Consider the following 18,152-nt stretch of genomic DNA (forward strand, 5'->3'; position numbering starts at 1 on the left):
GTGAACGACGGCCGATGGCTCACATGGCTGTACGGGCTCGCCGGCATCGGTGTCTCCTGTCCGGCAGGTGAAGTCGGGCCCCAAGGGAATCCGTGGCGACGGCGGTAGGCTGCCGTGCCATGCGGGAGACGCGCCTCGACACTGCTCGGATCCGGGCGGCTCGCCGGGTGATCGACCCGGTTTTCCTCGACACTCCGCTGTACCGCTGCGAGGCCCTGGAACCCGGCCTCGGGTGCGCGGTGAGCATCAAGCTCGAAACGGCCAACCCGGTGCGCAGCTTCAAGGCCCGTGGCACCGAGGTGGTCACGAGCCTGCTCGCCGGGCACGGGGCGCCGGCCGTGGTGTGCGCCAGCTCGGGCAACCTGGGACAGGCCCTCGCCTGGTCCGGTCGCCGCCGGGGGCTCGACGTGACCGTCGTGGCCTCCCGCTTCGCGACTGCGGCCAAACTCGATCGCATCCGCGCGTTGGGCGCCAGGCTGGAGCTGGTGGACGGCGACCACGAGATGGCCCGTGAGCGGGCGGTGGCCCTCGCACAGGACGACGGCATCCGGTTGGTCGAGGACAGCCTGGACGTCGAGACCTGCGAGGGCGCGGCGACCATCGGCCTGGAACTGGCCGCCGCCGCACCGTCGTTCGACACCGTCCTGATCGCTCTCGGCGGCGGGGCACTGGCCACCGGCGTGGGTCATGTGCTCAAGGCGCTGGCACCCGGGGTCGAGGTGATCTGTGTCCAGCCGCTGGGCGCACCGGCGATGACGTACTCGTGGCGCCGGCGGCGCGTCGTCACCACCGACTCGGCCGACACCATCGCCGACGGCGTCGCCGGCCGGTATCCCATCCCGGCCGTCCTGGACGACCTCCTCCTGGTCGCCGACGATGCCGTCCTGGTCCAGGAGGCGTCGATCGTCGCCGGTATGCGGATGCTCCTCGACCACGCCGGCCTCGTCGTCGAGCCGTCGGCCGCGCTGGGCATCGCGGCGGTCCTCGAGGACCGCGACCGCTTCGCCGGCCGGCACGTGGTCACCGTCGTGTGCGGCGGCAACGTCGACGTGGCCGCCTATCACCGCTGGGTGGGTGCGGCTCCCGTCCACAAGTCCTGAAGTCCTGAAGTCCTGAAGTCCTGAAGTCCTGAAGTCCTGAAGTCCTGACACCCGTTCGGGACGAACCGGGGGCGTCTCGCGCCTCGGGGCAGACCGGCAGCCGTCACGCCCTGAGGTGCTGCTCCCGGACGGCCTTCATGAGGCCCTCCATGGCGGACTGGGTCGCGCGGTCGCCTCCGTCGTCGATCGCCTCCAGAGCGGCGGCCGCGGCCTCACGGATCTGGTGGGGAAGCCCGTCGGCGGCCGTGAGACGGTAGGCAGCCCTACGGCGCGCCACGCGCTCGGCGGCGTCCACCGCGTCGGGGCCGGAGAGCGGGAAGACGGCTGCCCCGTATGCCGATATCCCGAGCACCACCATGTCCGCGATCCCGTCGGCGTATCCGAGCGCGGCGGCCTTGCGCCGGCCCTCCTCGATGGCGGCCATGATCCGGCGGCGGGACAGGATCGTGCCGAGAGCGCCGCCGCCCGCCAGGGAAAGGGCACAGGTGACGGCGAGGAACGGTCCGTCCCATGCGTAGCCGGTGAATCCTCCGAGGATCGAGAGTGCGACGGTCCACGCGGCCGCCGTCCGGGCGCTTATCTGCTCGGGTGCGGTGTCCATGACGGCAGTGTCCCAGCGGGTACCGCCGGTACCCGCGCGGGGTGGACCGCCGGCCGGGACGGCGGCCGCCGGTCAAGGACCCCACGAGGGTTCGAACGGGGCCGCGGCCGGCGCGGCCCGGTCGCGGAGCCTCGACTGCCCTGCCGGGCTCCGCCTTCGCCGGACTTCGCCTTCGCCGGCCGCCTCGCGGTCAGCCCTGTGCGCGGGCGGGCAACTTCCAGCCGGGGCGGGGGAAGTGGCAGGTGTAGCCGTCCGGGTAGCGCTCCAGGTAGTCCTGGTGCTCGGGCTCGGCCTCCCAGAACGGGCCGACCGGCTCCACCTCGGTGACCACCTTGCCCGGCCACAGGCCGGAGGCGTCCACGTCGGCGATCGTGTCCTCGGCGATCCGCTTCTGCTCGTCGTCCACGTAGTAGATCGCCGAGCGGTAGCTGAGGCCGATGTCGTTGCCCTGGCGGTTCCTGGTGCTCGGGTCGTGGACCTGGAAGAAGAACTCCAGGAGCGCCCGGTAGTCGGTCTTCGTGGGGTCGAAGAGGATCTCGATGGCCTCCGCGTGCGTGCCGTGGTTGCGGTACGTCGCGTTCGGCACGTCACCCCCGGTGTAGCCGACCCGGGTCGCCGTCACGCCCGGCTGCTTGCGGATCAGGTCCTGCATCCCCCAGAAACATCCGCCCGCCAGTACGGCCCTCTGCGTCTGCACAGTCATCGCGGCCCCTCCAATACTCGTCGGCCTGGTCACTCGGGCTTACCGGCTCGCACACCACCGGCGTCCGATGCCCACCCTCCTCAACGCGTGAGGGTTCCCGTCGATTCCGTGCCCCGTGCCCTGTACCCGTTCGGGCACCGCCAGGAACGCAGGCGCCGCCGGCCGGGAGGAATCCGGTCGGCAGCGCCCGGTGCGTCCGCGCAGGGCTCGCGGTCGCCGCAGAGCTCGCGGCCGGGGTCAGTGGGCCGGCTGCGGATCGGTCGCCGGGGCCGGTTCCTCGTCGAAGGTCATCTCCGGTGGGGCCTTGCGGAAGCCCCTGGTGAGGTAGGCGAGGTAGCAGACGCCGATGGCCAGCCAGATCAGACCGAGGGTGCGGGCCTTGTTGTCGAGGTGGAACAGCAGCCACACGTCGACGACGGCCCCGATCGCCGGGAGCAGGACGTACGACCACACGGCGGGACGGCGGCCCGCACGGCGTTCCCGGACGTAGGTCGCGATGACGGAGAGGTTGACGAAGGTGAAGGCGGTGAAGGCGCCGAAGTTGATGAAGGACGTGGACGTGGCGACGTTCAGGCGCAGCGCGATCAGGCCGACCGCTCCGGCGAGCAGGATGTTCAGGGCGGGGGTGTGGTACTTGGGGTGGATGCTGCCGAAGACCTTCTTGGGCAGTACCGAGTCGCGGCCCATCGCGTAGAGCAGCCGTGCCGTGCTGGCCTGCGCCGCGATCCCGGAGGCGAACTGGGCGACGATCAGGCCGGCCAGGAACACGGAGGAGAACACGTCGCCGCCGATCGCCTTGGCGATCTCGAACGCGGCGGAGCTGGAGTCGGTGAACGCGAACCCGGGGTGTGCCAGCTGGGTGGCGTAGGCGACGACGACGAAGATGCCGCCGCCGAGCAGCGCGGTCAGCATGATGGCGCGGGGGATGGTGCGCTGCGGCTCGACGGTCTCCTCGGTCAGCGTGGTGACGGCGTCGAACCCGAGGAAGGAGTAGGCGGCGATGGCGGCGCCCGCGGAGATGCCCGCGAGGCTGGTGGCGTGGTTCGCGAACGGCGTGCCGCTGACGAGCCCCGCCGCTCCCTGGTGCTGGAAGACGTGCCGCAGACAGAGCAGCGCGAAGATCGCGACGACCAGCACCTGGAAGACCATCAGCAGGTCGTTCACCCGCTCCGCGGTCTTGATGCCCCGGATGTTGAGCACGGTGGTGACGACGATGAACGCGATGATCCACACCCAGAACGGCACCGAGGGGTACTCGGCCTGGAGATAGGCCCCGCCGATGAGCCAGATGACCATGGGCAGGAAGAAGTAGTCCAGCAGGGTGGCCCAGCCGACGAGGAAGCCGATCCGGGAGTCTATGGAGCGCCGCACGTAGGTGTAGGCGGACCCGGCGACGGGGTGGGCCGCGGCCATCTTCCCGTAGCTGTGCGCCGTGAAGAGCATGGCGCCGAGGGCCAGCAGGTAGGCCGTCGGGACGGAGCCGTGGGTGCTGTCGGCGACGACGCCGTAGGTGCCCAGCACGATGATCGGGGCCATGTAGGCGAGCCCGAAGAGCACGACGGATCTGAGGGTCAGGCTGCGGGTGAGGGTGGGCGGGGAGACGGGAGCGGACATGGCGTTCCTTGTGCCGAGGGGACGGGGAGGGAGGGAGGGAGGGAGAACGGGCAGGCGGCGGTTCAGTTGTCGGCGATCCGCCAGCGGCGGGGGTCCAGGCGGCCGTCGTAGAGCGGGAGGTCGACGGGGGCGTCGGCCTCGGTGAACTGGTTCCACATGCGGTTGAGGCCCGCGGTGCCGAAGGTCCGTACGCGGGTCACGTCGTCCAGGTCGAGGACGTCGGTCAGCACGGTGGGCGCGGAGTCGGGGGCCTCGACGCGGACGCGTCCCTCGGGGTCGACGACCAGGCTGCGCCCGGTGCCGTCGGGGCCCGCGGTGTTCACGCTGACCACGTAGACCTGGTTGACGATGGCGTTGGCCCGGGCGAGGACCAGTTCCTGGGCGCGGTCCGCGGAGGTGGTCATGACCGGGTTGACGATGACCTCGGCGCCCATCCAGGCCAGGTGCCTGGCCACCTCCGGGAACCACGCGTCGTAGCAGATGGCGAAGCCGACGCGGCCGGTGTCCGGGAGGTCCAGGACGACGAAGCGGTCGCCGGGGACGTACGGCTCGAAGGGCCGCCACGGGAAGACCTTGCGGTAGTGGGCGGCGAGCCGCCCCTCGGGGGAGAAGGCGAGGGCGGTGTTGAAGAGCTCGCCGGCCGGACCGCGCTCGCAGACGGTGCCCGGGAACAGCCATACGCCCAGGTCGCCCGCGAGTTCGGCGAGCTGTCGCACGCGGGGGCCGTCGAGGGGCTCCGCCGCGTCCTGCAGCCGGCTCTCCGACTCGGCGGGCGGGCCGTCGGTGCCGCACAGATGCAGCTCCGGGTAGGCGACGAGGCGGGTCTGCGGGAAGCGCGCCAGCACTCCCCCGACGTCTTCGGCGAAGCCGGACAGCGGGTCCGTGGCCAGGCGGGGAGGGGCCTGGACCAGGGCGACGGGGAGGGGTCGGGACATGGCCAGGAAATTAACTCAATATGAGCCCTTATACAATGGTCTCATTATGAGCAGTTTTACTGGCCGCTACATTGAGGGCATGACCGGCACCCCGAACGGAACCGCACCCGCGCACCCCGAGGGGCCCGTCCTCGCCCTCAACTCGCCCAAGCTGAACGGGATCCGCCGGCTCACCGCGCTGGACACGGTGCGCGCCCGGATCGCCATGGCGGTCGACCTCGGGCTGCTCTCCCCCGGCGAGCGGCTGCCCCAGACCGACGCCATAGCCGAGGCGCTCGGCGTCGGAGAGATCACCGTGCGCCGTGCGCTGAGCACTCTGTGCACGGACGGCGTGCTGGAGCGAAGGCGCGGCCGCAACGGCGGCACCCTCGTCGCCGAGCAGCCGACCCGGGGGGTCGTCGACGCGGCCGAGGCGTACCACGGGCAGACCGCGGAGGTGCACCGCCTGATCGACGAGCGGGTCGTCCTGGAGTGCGGGATCGCCCATCTCGCGACCCACGCCGCGTCCGCCGCGGCCCTCGACGAGCTCGACCTGCTGGTCGCGGCCATGGACCGGGCGGAGAGCTGGGCGGAGTTCCACTCCTGCGACGAGCGGTTCCACCTCGCCGTGGCCCACGCCACCGGCCTCGACGCGAGCGTGCAGACCTACGGGACCGTGCTGCGCCGGCTCTACGCGTACTACCTCCCCTACCCCCTCGCCGCCCTGCGCGAGTCCAACGACGAACACCGGGCCCTGGTGGCGGCGCTCCGCGCGGGCGACGCGGCCCGGGCGGCCGACATCGCACGCCGCCACGTGGAGACCCTGCACCGGACGATGTTCGTCGGCCTGATGGGCTAGGGCCTGTCGTTTGGATCATGCCGGCGTCGCGGGGCGTGGCACCGATATTCGGTTGCCGGGCGGCGCTCCCGCGGGCTCAATGGCGTACATGGCCGACATCCAAGGCTCGTACGACGAGCTGTTCACCGCCGTGCCCACCACACTCGCCGGACTGATCGACGACGGCGACACGGGAGGTGCCGTGGCCGTCTTCGTGGACGGGGAGCCCGTGGTGGACGTGTGGGCCGGTTTCGCCGATGCCGGCCGGACCCGGGCGTGGGAGCGGGACACGATCGTCAGCGTGTTCTCCGTGACCAAGACGATGACCGCGCTGTGCGCGCTCGTCCTGATCGACCGGGGCGAGCTGGATCCGGACGCGCCGGTCGCCCGGTACTGGCCGGAGTTCGCCGCGGCCGGCAAGGAGAACGTGCTGGTGCGGCATCTGCTGTCGCACACCGCCGGGCTGCCCGACTGGGAGGGGCCGGTCGAGGAGCTGTACGACTGGACGGCCGCCACGGCCCGGCTCGCCGGGCAGGCCCCGCAGTGGGAGCCGGGGACCGCGGCCGGGTACCACTCGCTCACCCAGGGGTTCCTGGTGGGCGAGGTGATGCGCCGGATCACCGGGCGGAGCGTGGGCGAGTTCTTCGCGGCGGAGGTGGCCGGGCCACTGGGCGCGGACTTCCACATCGGCCTCGGCCCCGAGCACGACCCGCGGGTGACGCCGACCGTCCCGCCGCCGGGCGAGGACGAGGACTACACGGCCGGCGCACCGGGCCGCGACGCGGCCCCCGCCGCACCCACCGCCGCAACCCCCGTCCGCGTCCGGGACGGCAACAGCCTCGCCTGGCGCCGCGCGCAGATCCCCGCGGCGAGCGGCTACGGCAACGCCCGCTCGGTCGCCCTCGTCCAGTCGGTGCTCGCCTGCGGCGGAACCGTCGGCGGGGTGCGGGTGCTGTCCCCCGAGGGGTGCGAGCGGGCGCGGCAGCCGCAGTTCGAAGGTGAGGACCGCGTGCTCGGCATGCCGACCCGGTACGGCCTCGGCTACGGCCTCTTCGGCAGCGCCCTCGGCTGGGGCGGCTGGGGCGGCGCGCTCGTCTGGGCGGACCCCGACGAGCGGCTGGCGATCGCGTACGTGACGAACCAGATGCGCGATCCCGCCGCCGACAACCGGGGCATCGAGCTGATCATGGCCGCCCAGGACGGCATCAGGGGACTGCGGGCCTGAACGGGCCCGGAGCGCGGGAGGGACCTCTTCGTGGGTGACGGGACTTCTCTGATCGGCGGCGGCTGGGAGGCGCCCGAGGTGTACGGGCCGTTGCTGCGGGCCTCGGGGGGCGGCCGTATCGGGTGTGTGATCGTCGACGAGGGGGACGGCGAGGCGCAGTTCGCGCGGTACGCGGAGGCGTTGCGGAGCGCGGGCGCGGGGGCCGGGGCGGCGGTGCCGCTGCTGGTGCCGCTCGGGGAGCGGTTCGAGCCGGACTCCCTGCTGAAGGACGGCCTGCTGAAGGACGGTCTGGGCGGGCTGCTGGTGTGCGGTGGGCTCACGCCCGCGTACCAGGACGCGTTCGCGGAGTGTGCCGGGCGGCTGGCCGGGCTGCTCGCCGAACGCGGCATCCCCTACGCCGGGTTCTCCGCCGGTGCCGTGCTCGCCGCCCGGCGGGCCGTGGTCGGCGGCTGGCTGGCGGACGGTGTTCCGGTCTGCCCGCCGGACACCGCCGAGGATCTCGAAGAGGTCGAGGTACGGCCGGGGCTCGGTCTCGTGCCCTTCGCGGTGGAGGTGCACTCGGCCCAGTGGGGCACGCTGGGGCGGCTGGTCGCGGCCGTGTCGCGGGGGTCGGTGCCGTACGGCGTGGCGATCGACGAGAACACCGTGCTGGAGGTGACCGGAGCGACGGGCCGGGTCGGCGGGCGCGGGCGCGTCCATGTCGTACGGCCCTCGGGCGCCGCGGCGGGTGCGGTCGTACGGTCGTACGCGCCCGGCGAGTCCGTCCGGCTGGGTCAGCCGCCGCCGTAGGGGCGGGTGAGGATCTCCAGGCGGTGGCCGTCGGGGTCGTCGAAGTAGGTGCCGCGGCCGCCGTCGTTGGTGTTGATCTCGCCGGGACGGCTGTGGGAGGGGTCGGCCCAGTAGCTGACGCCGGCCGCCCGGACGCGGGTGAAGATCTCGTCGAAGTCGTCCTCGGAGACCAGGAAGGCGTAGTGCTGCGGCGGGATGTCCCCGGGGGTGTCCATGAAGTCGAGGGTGACGCCGTTCGGCAGTGCGACCGGTACGAACGGGCCGTAGTCCGGGCTGACTTGCAGTCCGAGGATGTCGGCGAGGAACCGGGCCGACGCGTGCTTGTCGTGTGCGGCGACGATGGTGTGGTTCAGGTTCACGGTCATCGTGGGACCTCCTCCTGTCCAACGTACTCCCGGTACCAGCTAAGGTAAGGCTCGCCTTAGTCATTGATCGGGAGAGGTAGTCGTGCGTGCGTTGAGGTTGAGGACCGTCCTGGCCGTGTCCGCCGTGTCCGTGGCCGGCGGTCTGCTGGCCGGCTGCTCGTCGTCCGGCGGTGACGGCGATGCCGGTACCGCCCACGGCGACGGGACCGTGAACAAGGTCGCCGGCGCCTCCGAGGGCCCCTCCGCCGCGCCGAGCGCCCTCGCCGACGGGATGGGCTCCGACACCGACACCGACGGCGTCTTCCCGCGCACGGTCACCCACTTCGAGGGCGAGACCACCATCAAAGCCGAGCCGAAGCGGATCGCGGTGCTCAGCACCGGGCAGCTCGACGACCTGCTCACCCTCGGCATCGTCCCGACCGCCGGCACCCGCGCCGAGAACGCCGGACTGGTCCCCGACTACCTCGCCGACGCCTTCCCGCGGGACAAGAAGAAGCTCGCCGCGATGACCGACGTGGGCACCCGCCAGTCCCCCAACCTGGAGTCGCTGGCCGCCGCGAAGCCCGACCTGATCCTGGTCAACGACTCGCTCGGCGACCTCTACCCCCAGCTGTCGAAGATCGCGCCCACCGTGGTCACCGCCGGCCAGGGCATCAACTGGAAGCGCGACCTGCTGCTGGTCGGGGACGCGGTCGGCGAAGGGCAGAAGGCGCAGAACCTGCTCACCGACATCGTCGACAACGCGAAGGCCGGCGGATCCGCCCTGAACGGCTCTGCCACCGTCTCCATGGTCCGCTTCACGCCCGACCGCACCCGGATGTTCGGCGTGTCCTCCTTCACCGGCTCGATAGCCGTCGACATGGGCCTCTCCCGCCCCAAGTCGCAGCAGTTCAACGCCATTTCGCAGGACATCAGCGCGGAGAAGGTCGACACCGCCGACGGTGACTGGATCTTCTACTCCGTGCAGGGCGACGCGGCGAAGACGGACGCGGCGACCGTGCTCGCCGGGCCGCTGTGGAAGTCCATGAAGGCGGTCGGGGCCGGGCACGCCGTGCAGGTCGACGACGACCCCTGGTACCTCAACGCCGGTCCCACGGCCGCGCGTCTGGTGGTACGTCAGCTCGCCGAGCACCTCCGGTAAGTGCGCCGCGCCCTCGTCTGGCCGACGGCCGCCCTCGTGGTGGCCGTCGTCGCCGTGCTCAGCCTCGCGGTCGGCACCCGTGCCGTACCGCCGACGACCGTCCTGGATGCCCTGCTGCACGGCGGGTCCTCCCCCGACGCGCTCGTCGTCCGCTCCCTCCGCCTGCCCCGCACCGAGGTCGGCCTCACCGCGGGCGCCGCGCTCGGGCTCGCCGGTGCCACGCTCCAGGCGGTCACCCGCAACCCGCTCGCCGACCCCGGCATCCTCGGCCTGAGCCAGGGGGCGGCGGCCGGGGTCGTGCTCGCCATCGTCCTCGGCGGCTCCGGGTACGGCTTCGGGGCCTACGTCTGGTACGCCTTCACCGGCGCCGTCGTCGCCGCGTGCCTGGTGTACGGCATCGCGGCGCGGGGGTGGGGCGGGGCGTCCCCGGTGAAGCTGGCGCTGGCCGGCACCGCCCTGTCCGCGATGACCGCGGGCGCCACGACGGTCGTCCTCACCTCCAGCTCCGCCACCCTCGACCAGTTCCGGTTCTGGCAGGTGGGGGCGCTCAGCGGCCGGGACGCGGGGACGGTCGTACGGATGCTGCCGTTCCTGGCGGTGGGCGCCGTGCTGGTGCTGTCCTGTGCCCGGGGGCTGGACGCGCTGGCCCTCGGCGACGAGACGGCGCGTGCGCTGGGGCACCGGGTGCATGTCGTACGGGGGTGCGCGGCACTGGGGGCGACCCTGCTGACCGCGTCCGCGGTGGCGGCGGCCGGGCCGATCGCGTTCGTGGGGCTGGTGGTGCCGCATCTGGCGCGGCGGTCGGTCAGGGGCGGGGGGTACGGGCGGGTGCTGCCGCTGTCGGCGCTGCTGGGAGCGGGATTGCTGGTCGGGGCCGATGTGGTGGGCCGGGTGGTGCGGGCTCCTGCGGAGGTGCCGGCCGGGGTGATGACGGCGTTGGTGGGGGTACCGGTGCTGGTGGCCCTGGTACGGAGGAAAGGTGCCGTGACGTGAGCCGTACCCGGGGCTGGAGCCGGGGGGTGGGGACGCTTACCGGCGCTGGCCGGGTGCCTCCCCCAGCCTTCGGCCGGGGGGACCCCCAGCGCCCACCCGTGCCGCCCTGCGGCACGCCTGCCCGCAGCTGGGTCAGCTGACAAGGCACCCGCGCCGGAGCGCCCCGTAAGGGGCGCGGGGAACTGCGCGACCAGCCCCCACCCACCCGCAGCCGACGATCAAGCCGCCCCACCCCGAAACCCTCCAGGAGTCACCATGTACGAACTCAGAAACGTCACCAAGCTCTACACACGCGGCAAGGACACCGTCCGCGCCCTCGACGGCATCGACCTCACCATCGCCGACGGCGACCGCCTGGTCATCCAGGGCCCCACCGGCGGCGGCAAGTCCACCCTCCTGCAGATGCTGGGCGGCCTGGACCGGCCGACGTCCGGTGAAGTCGTCCTGGACGGCACCGACCTGGCCAAGCTCTCCGAGGCCAAGCTGACCCGGGTCCGCAGCGAGAACATCGGTTTCGTCTTCCAGTCCTTCAACCTGATCCCGACGCTCACCGCCCAGGAGAACGTCGAGACCGCCCTCGTCCCGCTCGGCGTCAAGACCAAGGAACGGCGCGAACGCGCCGCCGAGGCGCTGTCGTCGGTCGGTCTCGGCGAGCGCCTCGGCCACCTCCCCGGCGAACTGTCCGGCGGCCAGCAGCAGCGCGTCGCCATCGCCCGGGCCCTGGTCAAGCACCCCAAGGTGCTGCTCGCCGACGAGCCCACCGGCAACCTCGACGAGGGCATGCGCGACGAGATCATGGACGTACTGGAGCGCATGTGGAAGGAGCACGGGCTGACCTTCATCATGGTCACCCACGACTCCGCGATCGCGAAGAAGGCCCCGCGCCTCGCGACCATCCGCAAGGGCAAGATCACCGTCAAGGAGAACGCCGGCGCGTAACACCGGCGCGCCGCGTAGAACCACGCGGTTGTGTAACGGTGTTCACCCCGGCGCGTAACAGTTGTCCCGCACTCTTCTTACCAGCCCCTCATCTATTGAGCCCGCTGATCACCCCCCGGCATACTCCGTATTCCGGGGGGTTGACGTATGTGCGTACGGGACTGCCCCCGGCCGGGTGAACGGGGAATTCGCCCGGCACACCGTCTCCTGGGGGAGTCTTGCGCAGACAAGTGAAAAGAGCTGCCGCGGCCACCGTGGCCACAGCGGCAGCCGTCGCGCTCGCCGCGGGCATGACCAGCCCGGCGTCCGCGAAGCCGGAACAGCGCACCGCCTCGGCCGCCGCTGCCTCTTCGCTCACCGCCAAGCACCACGTCACCCTGATCACCGGCGACCGGGTCGCCCTGGACGCCAAGGGCCGCGTCGTCGGCCTGGAGCGGGCCAAGGGGCGCCAGCACATACCCTTCCGGATCAGCAAGGTCGACGGGCACACCCTCGTCGTCCCCGGTGACGCCGTCCAGCTGGTGGCCTCCGGCAAGCTGGACCAACGGCTCTTCGACGTCACCGAGTTGAACAAGGCGGCGACCCGCAAGGCGCAGAAGAACGGCCTCAAGGTCATCGTCGGGTACAGCGGCGCCGCCTCGGCCACCAAGGCCGACGTGCGGGACGCGGGCACCCTGCGGCACAGCCTCAAGACGCTCAACGCCGACGCCGTGCAGACCCCGGTCAAGGACACGCCGGAGCTCTGGGACGCGGTCACCAACGGGAACAAGGCCGCCTCCGGCATCGCGCACGTCTGGCTCGACGGCGTCCGCAAGGCCAGCCTGGACAAGTCCGTGCCGCAGATCGGCGCGCCCACGGCCTGGAAGGCCGGCTACACCGGCAAGGGCGTCAAGATCGCCGTTCTCGACACCGGTGTCGACACGACCCACCCGGACCTCAAGGACCAGGTGATCGAGTCCAAGAACTTCAGCGCGGCCGCCGACGCCACCGACCACTTCGGCCACGGCACGCACGTCGCGTCCATCGCGGCGGGCACCGGCGCCAAGTCGCACGGCAAGTACACGGGTGTCGCGCCCGGCGCGAAGATCCTCAACGGCAAGGTCCTGGACGACACCGGCTCCGGTGACGACTCCGGCATCCTCGCCGGCATGGAGTGGGCGGCGGCCGAGGGCGCCGACATCGTCAACCTCAGCCTCGGCGGCTACGACACCCCGGAGATCGACCCGCTCGAAGCCGAGGTCAACAAGCTCTCCACCGAGAAGGGCATCCTGTTCGCGATCGCCGCGGGCAACGAGGGCCCCGAGTCGATCGGTTCGCCCGGCAGCGCGGCCGCCGCGCTCACCGTCGGCGCCGTCGACGGCAACGACAAGCTGGCCGACTTCTCCTCCACCGGCCCCGCCGCCGACGGCTCCATCAAGCCGGACGTCACCGCGCCCGGCGTCGACATCACCGCGGCCGCGGCCAAGGGCAGCGTCATCGACCAGGAGGTCGGCGAGAACCCGCCCGGCTACCTGACCATCTCCGGTACGTCGATGGCGACCCCGCATGTCGCGGGCGCCGCCGCGATCCTGAAGCAGGAGCACCCCGACTGGGGCTACCAGGAGCTGAAGGCGGCCCTGACCGGCTCCGCGAAGGGCGGCAAGTACACGCCGTTCGAGCAGGGCTCGGGCCGGATCGCCGTCGACAAGGCCATCAAGCAGACCGTGCTCGCCGACCCGGTGTCGGTGAACTTCGGTGTGCAGCAGTGGCCGCACACCGACGACACCCCGGTCACCAAGCAGCTGACCTACCGCAACACCGGCACCAAGGACGTCACCCTCAGCCTCGCCGCGACCGGCACCGACCCCAAGGGCGCGGCGGCCCCGGCCGGCTTCTTCAAGCTCGGCGCGACCAAGGTGACCGTCCCGGCGGGCGGCACGGCCGCCGTCGGCGTCACCGTCAACACCAAGCTGGGCGGCACCCTCGACGGCGCCTACTCGGCATACGTCACGGCGACCGGCGGCGGGCAGAGCATCCGCACGGCGGCCGCGGTCACGCGTGAGGTGCAGTCGTACACCGTCACCGTCAAGCACATCGGGCGCGACGGCAACCCGACCGGTGTCTACAGCACCGACCTCGCGGGCTACTCGGGCCTCGGCAACGGCCGCGACTACGTCGTGCCGGTCTCCGACTCCGGTACCGCCAGCTTCCGGGTGCCGAAGGGCACGTACCTGCTCGACGCCTGGATCGCCAAGGACTTCACCACCTTCGACGGCGGTCTCGACTGGCTGGTCAACCCGAAGCTGAGCGTCACCAAGGACCTCACGCTCACCATCGACGCCCGCACCACCAAGGCCGCCGACATCACCGTGCCGGACGCCCAGGCAACCCCGCACTCGGCGACGGTCGACTACATGTACGACCCGGCCGGCATCGGGTTCGGGGTCGGCTTCGACACCTTCGCCAACATCCGGATCGCACCGCTGGGCGGCGAGGTCGCGAGCGGTCTGACCCAGACCTGGAGCGGCCAGTTCACCAAGGGCGCCGACGAGGAGTACGACGTCGCCACCAGCGCCCAGGTCAAGAAGCTCCAGGGCGACAAGGTCCGGCACTTCAAGACCGGTGAGCTCGCCACGGTCAAGAACGCCGTCGGCGCCTCCGCCCCGAACAAGACCGGCTCGGTCGCGCCGTGGGGCGTGGTCGGCGAGGACCTCGTCATGGGCGACGCGGTCGAGCAGAAGCTGCCCGGCACCCGCACCTTCCACGTCTCCACCGTGGACAACGCCCAGTGGGCCTTCGACGCCACGCAGTACTCCGGCCACGACGCCCAGGGCCTGCCGATCGCCGACGCCTTCTACACGCTGGGCGACCCGAAGACGTACAAGGCGGGCAAGTCCTACCGGAACACCTTCAACACGGCGGTCTTCGGCCCGCACCTGACGTCCGAGTACGGCCTGTACCGCGACGGCAACCAGATCTTCGGCATCGTCCCGCTGTTCTCCGACGGCGCCAAGCACGCCGGGTCCTCCGACTTCCTGTCGGTGAACACCACCCTCTACCGCAACGGCACCAAGGTGGGCTCCAACCAGGACCCGCTGTTCGGCGACGGCGTCTTCAACGTGCCGTCCGGTGACGCCGAGTACAAGCTGACCACCTCGGTCATCCGCTCGGTCAAGGTCGCCGCCGCCTCCACCCGGATCGACGCGAGCTGGACCTTCCACTCGAAGAAGCCGGGCAGCAACACCGTGCTGGCCCAGCTCCCGGCCTCCACCGTCCACTTCGGCGCCAAGACCGGCCTGGACAGCCGCGTCGAGGCGGGCAAGAAGGTCACCTTCCCGGTCACCGTCGAGGGCGCGGCCGCCGGCCGCAACCTGAAGTCCCTCGCGGTCTGGGTGTCGTACGACTACGGCCAGACCTGGAAGAAGCTGACCGTCAGCCACGGCAAGATCACCGTCAAGAACCCGGCCAAGGGCAAGGCCATCTCGTTCCACGCCAAGATCGCCGACAAGAAGGGCAACAAGTCGACGATCTCCATCTACAACGCGTACTACGCCAAGTGAGCGCGTCGGCCGCCGAGTAGAACCCAGCGAGCGGCCCGTCGGAAGCGCGGCTTCCGGCGGGCCGTTCTCCATGTCGTCGATCAGGGGGCCGGGGCGACCCGGGTCGCGTCCGTGCCCCAGCTGGCCAGCAGGCGCAGCGCCTGGGCCGATGCCGAGCCCGGTTCCGCGTGGTACGTGACCAGGGACTGGTCCGGGTCGTCCGGCATCCGGAACGACTCGTAGCTGAGGGACAGCTCGCCCACCAGCGGGTGGTGCAGCCGCTTCACCCCGTGGCTCTTCTCCTTGACGTCGTGCGTCGCCCACAGCCGGCGGAACTCCTCGCTCTTCACCGAGAGCTCGCCCACCAGCGCCGACAGCCGGGTGTCGTCGGGATAGCAGCCCGCGTCCATGCGCAGCAGACAGACGATGTCGATCGCCTTCTGCTCCCACTCGACGAAGAGATCGCGGTACTCGGGCCGCAGGAACACCAGCCGCGCCCAGTTGCGCTCCGTGACCGGCAGCTCCGACCAGTCACCGAAGACCGCGGCCGCCATCCCGTTCCACGCCAGGATGTCCGAGCGGCGCCCCCCGATGTACGCCGGTACGCCCTCCATCGCCGCCAGCAGCTGGCCCAGCGGCGGGCGCACCTGCTGCGGCCGCGCCGACGCCTTCTTCTTGTGCTGCTTGCCCTTGGCGAGATGCGTGAGATGCGCGTGCTCGGCGTCGTTGAGCCGCAGCGCGCGGGCGATCGAGTCCAGCACCTCCGCCGACACGTTCCGCCCGTTGCCCTGTTCCAGGCGCGTGTAGTACGCCACCGACACCCCGGCCAGCTGCGCCAGCTCCTCGCGCCTGAGCCCCGGCACCCTGCGGTGCCGCCCGAAGTCCGGCAGCCCCACGTCCAAGGGGCGCAGCCGGGCCCGCCGGGTGCGCAGGAACTCGCTGAGCTCGGCACGCCGGTCCAGGGACGCGGAGGAGGGGGACAGGGGCTGGTCTTCCATACATCCAGTATTCACGGTCGTACGCACAGGAACCTGACCCCGCCGGTGGTAGGCACGGCAGACGTACGCAGAGGCGGGGGCTGGGTGGCGGACGTAGCGTGGAGGAGCCTGGAAACGTGCCCGGGACGGAAGAAGGCGACCGGGTGCGAAGACACCTCTAGGAGAACCCCCCTCATGACCACTGTTGCTGCTTACGCCGCGCCTGCCGCGAAGGCCCCGCTGGAGCGGACCACGATCGAGCGGCGCGCGGTCGGCGAGTTCGACGTCCTCATCGACATCGAGTTCGCCGGTATCTGTCACTCCGACATCCACCAGGCCCGCGAGGGCTGGGGTACGGCGATCTTCCCGATGGTGCCCGGTCACGAGATCGCGGGCGTCGTCTCCGAGGTCGGCACGGGTGTCACCAAGTACGCGGTGGGGGACCGGGTGGGCGTCGGCTGCATGGTCGACTCCTGCCGCGAGTGCGACAACTGCAAGGCCGGACTCCAGCAGTACTGCACCGGCGGCGGCCCGACCTGGACCTACAACGCCGTCGGCAAGGACGGGCAGCCCACCTACGGCGGCTACGCGCAGAAGGTCGTCGTCGACGAGAACTACGTCGTCCGCATCCCCGACGGCCTCTCCCTCGACGTGGCGGCCCCCCTGCTCTGCGCCGGCATCACCACGTACTCCCCGCTCAAGCACTGGAACGCCGGTCCCGGCAAGAAGGTCGCGGTCGTCGGCCTCGGCGGCCTGGGCCACATGGGCGTGAAGATCGCCGCCGCCCTGGGCGCGGAGGTCACCGTCCTCTCCCAGTCCCTGCGCAAGAAGGACGACGGCCTGAAGCTGGGCGCCACGCACTACCGCGCGACCAGCGACCCGCAGACCTTCGCCGATCTCAAGGGCACCTTCGACATCATCCTCAACACGGTGTCCGCCCCGCTCGACTTCGACGCCTACCTGTCGCTCCTGAAGACCGACGGCGCCATGGTCAACGTGGGCATCCCGGAGGAGCCGGTCCACATCCTGCTCTCCTCGGTCTTCGGCAACCGTCGCAGCCTGAGCAGCTCCGGCATCGGCGGCATCCCGGAGACCCAGGAGATGCTCGACTTCTGCGCCGAGCACCAGCTGGGCGCCGAGATCGAGCTCATCAGCGCCGACCAGATCAACGAGGCGTACGAGCGGGTCGTGAACAGCGACGTCCGCTACCGCTTCGTGATCGACACGGCGACGATCTGAGTCACTTCCGTCTGCCGAGCAGACAGAGCAGATAGGGGCCGCCGACCAGGGAGGTCAGCGCGCCGACCGGGATCTCCAGCGGAGGGACCAGGGTGCGGGCCGCCAGGTCGGCGGTCACCAGCACGAGTGCGCCCGTCAGCGCCGAGCAGACCAGCGGCAGCTGCGGGGTGCGGGTGAGCCGCCTGGCCAGCTGCGGCGCGGTCAGCGCGACGAACCCGATCGGCCCGGCGGCACCGGTCGCGGCGGCGGCGAGCACGACGCCGAGGGCGGTGAGACCGAGCCGGGCCCGGTCGACCCGGAGGCCGAGGGCGGCGGCGGTGTCGGGATCGAGCCCGAGCGGCCGCGCCGCCCGGGCCGCCCACACCAGCCCCGGCAGGGCGAGCACCAGGACGACGGCGAGCGGCCCGGCCTGCTCCCACCCCCGCCCGTTCAGACTCCCGGTCAGCCACAGCTTGACCTGCTCGGCCGCGTCCAGCTCGCTGTCGGTGAGATACAGCTGGACGACGGCGGACAGGGCGACGCCGATACCGACGCCGGTGAGCACGAAGCGGCTGGGCTGCATGCCGTGCCGCCAGGCGAGCAGGTACACGAGGGCGGCGGCGCCGAGGCCGCCGGCCACGGACACGGCGGGCATCGCGGAGGGCGAGGCGACGGCGCCGGTGGCCAGCGCGAGCACGGTCGCGGCGGCGGCGCCGTGCCCGACGCCGATGACGTCAGGACTGGCCAGCGGATTCCGGGTGACGGTCTGCACCAGCGCTCCGGCGAGCCCGAGCGAGACGCCGACCAGCGCGCCGAGGACGATCCGGGGGACGCGCAGCTCGTTGACGACCAGGTCGTAAGGGGTCTGCTCGCCGCGGAGGGTATGCCAGACGTCGGCGGGGGAGATGTAGGTCTGGCCGAGGCAGGCGGAGGCGGTCATGGCGAGGGCGAGGAGGGCGAGCAGCGCGAGGGCGACGAGGATCGAACGCTTGTGGAGGACGAGGGAGAAGCGGGGGTGGGGCCGTAGTACCACGACTGCGGGCCGGTGGGGGCTGATCGCGCAGTTCCCCGCGCCCCTGAAGGGGCGCTTCGCCCGCTGCGTCTTTTCAGCCGCGGGCACGGGGTGCTGTCCAGCCGCCCCCTCTTCAGCCACCCAGCTGCGGGCAGGCGTGCCGCAGGGCGGCACGGGTGGGCGCTGGGGGTCCCCCCGGCCGAAG

General features: G+C 71.6%; 16 protein-coding genes. 9 read left to right on the plus strand and 7 right to left on the minus strand.

Translation table 11 applies throughout. The features are described 5' to 3' along the window. Positions 1-119: 119 nt before the first annotated feature. Positions 120-1,100 carry a threonine/serine dehydratase gene (locus ACFWPS_RS44505; RefSeq protein WP_383717314.1) on the plus strand — a complete coding sequence of 327 codons (981 nt, stop codon included), beginning with the start codon at positions 120-122 and terminating at the stop codon, positions 1,098-1,100. A gap of 103 nt (positions 1,101-1,203) precedes the next feature. Here ACFWPS_RS44505 and ACFWPS_RS44510 read toward each other — a convergent pair whose 3' ends face one another. The 4 genes from ACFWPS_RS44510 to ACFWPS_RS44525 form a co-directional block, all read right to left on the minus strand. Beyond that, positions 1,204-1,701, minus strand: coding sequence for a hypothetical protein (locus ACFWPS_RS44510; protein ID WP_383717317.1), 498 nt, complete (start codon positions 1,699-1,701; stop codon positions 1,204-1,206). 190 nt (positions 1,702-1,891) lie between these two features. After that, the gene (msrA, locus tag ACFWPS_RS44515; RefSeq protein ID WP_383717320.1) at positions 1,892-2,404 is read right to left on the minus strand and encodes a peptide-methionine (S)-S-oxide reductase MsrA; all 513 of its coding nucleotides are present in this window, start codon (positions 2,402-2,404) and stop codon (positions 1,892-1,894) included. 237 nt (positions 2,405-2,641) lie between these two features. Next, the gene (locus ACFWPS_RS44520; RefSeq protein WP_383717322.1) at positions 2,642-4,018 is read right to left on the minus strand and encodes an APC family permease; all 1,377 of its coding nucleotides are present in this window, start codon (positions 4,016-4,018) and stop codon (positions 2,642-2,644) included. A gap of 62 nt (positions 4,019-4,080) precedes the next feature. Next, complete coding sequence (locus ACFWPS_RS44525; protein ID WP_383717325.1) at positions 4,081-4,953, minus strand: carbon-nitrogen hydrolase family protein; 873 nt, start codon at positions 4,951-4,953, stop codon at positions 4,081-4,083. 79 nt (positions 4,954-5,032) lie between these two features. Between ACFWPS_RS44525 and ACFWPS_RS44530 the strand changes: the two genes are divergently transcribed. From ACFWPS_RS44530 to ACFWPS_RS44540, 3 genes are all read left to right on the plus strand, one after another. Then, positions 5,033-5,791: a FadR/GntR family transcriptional regulator gene (locus ACFWPS_RS44530; RefSeq protein WP_383717328.1), complete on the plus strand. Its 759-nt coding sequence runs from the start codon at positions 5,033-5,035 to the stop codon at positions 5,789-5,791. An 88-nt stretch (positions 5,792-5,879) separates the two neighbouring features. Then, a complete protein-coding gene (locus tag ACFWPS_RS44535) occupies positions 5,880-6,995 on the plus strand; it encodes a serine hydrolase domain-containing protein (RefSeq protein WP_383717331.1) in 1,116 nt (371 codons plus the stop codon). 30 nt (positions 6,996-7,025) lie between these two features. After that, positions 7,026-7,784: a hypothetical protein gene (locus ACFWPS_RS44540; RefSeq protein WP_383717334.1), complete on the plus strand. Its 759-nt coding sequence runs from the start codon at positions 7,026-7,028 to the stop codon at positions 7,782-7,784. Here the strand turns inward: ACFWPS_RS44540 and ACFWPS_RS44545 are convergent. Continuing rightward, a complete protein-coding gene (locus ACFWPS_RS44545) occupies positions 7,769-8,149 on the minus strand; it encodes a VOC family protein (RefSeq protein ID WP_383717337.1) in 381 nt (126 codons plus the stop codon). The two genes, ACFWPS_RS44540 and ACFWPS_RS44545, sit on opposite strands and share 16 nt — an antisense overlap. A gap of 115 nt (positions 8,150-8,264) precedes the next feature. Between ACFWPS_RS44545 and ACFWPS_RS44550 the strand changes: the two genes are divergently transcribed. The 4 genes from ACFWPS_RS44550 (at position 8,265) to ACFWPS_RS44565 (ending at position 14,761) form a co-directional block, all read left to right on the plus strand. Continuing rightward, positions 8,265-9,290, plus strand: a complete 1,026-nt coding sequence (locus ACFWPS_RS44550) for an ABC transporter substrate-binding protein (RefSeq protein ID WP_383717338.1) — start codon at positions 8,265-8,267, stop codon at positions 9,288-9,290. Further along, positions 9,291-10,283, plus strand: coding sequence for a FecCD family ABC transporter permease (locus tag ACFWPS_RS44555; protein WP_383717341.1), 993 nt, complete (start codon positions 9,291-9,293; stop codon positions 10,281-10,283). It abuts the gene before it with no gap. A gap of 255 nt (positions 10,284-10,538) precedes the next feature. Continuing rightward, positions 10,539-11,222 (plus strand): ABC transporter ATP-binding protein, encoded by a 684-nt coding sequence (locus ACFWPS_RS44560; RefSeq protein WP_383717344.1) that lies wholly within the window; start codon positions 10,539-10,541, stop codon positions 11,220-11,222. A 290-nt stretch (positions 11,223-11,512) separates the two neighbouring features. Next, a complete protein-coding gene (locus ACFWPS_RS44565) occupies positions 11,513-14,761 on the plus strand; it encodes a S8 family serine peptidase (RefSeq protein WP_383717357.1) in 3,249 nt (1,082 codons plus the stop codon). 80 nt (positions 14,762-14,841) lie between these two features. On the opposite strand, the gene ACFWPS_RS44570 is transcribed toward ACFWPS_RS44565, so the two are convergent. After that, the gene (locus ACFWPS_RS44570; RefSeq protein WP_383717346.1) at positions 14,842-15,738 is read right to left on the minus strand and encodes a helix-turn-helix domain-containing protein; all 897 of its coding nucleotides are present in this window, start codon (positions 15,736-15,738) and stop codon (positions 14,842-14,844) included. A 174-nt stretch (positions 15,739-15,912) separates the two neighbouring features. On the opposite strand from ACFWPS_RS44570, the gene ACFWPS_RS44575 reads away from it, so the two are divergent. Next, positions 15,913-16,956 carry an NAD(P)-dependent alcohol dehydrogenase gene (locus ACFWPS_RS44575; protein ID WP_383717348.1) on the plus strand — a complete coding sequence of 348 codons (1,044 nt, stop codon included), beginning with the start codon at positions 15,913-15,915 and terminating at the stop codon, positions 16,954-16,956. 1 nt (position 16,957) lies between these two features. On the opposite strand, the gene ACFWPS_RS44580 is transcribed toward ACFWPS_RS44575, so the two are convergent. Next, positions 16,958-17,992, minus strand: coding sequence for a FecCD family ABC transporter permease (locus tag ACFWPS_RS44580; RefSeq protein WP_383717360.1), 1,035 nt, complete (start codon positions 17,990-17,992; stop codon positions 16,958-16,960). Positions 17,993-18,152: the final 160 nt, after the last annotated feature.

Source organism: Streptomyces sp. NPDC058457, assembly GCF_042720695.1.
Lineage (GTDB): Bacteria > Actinomycetota > Actinomycetes > Streptomycetales > Streptomycetaceae > Streptomyces.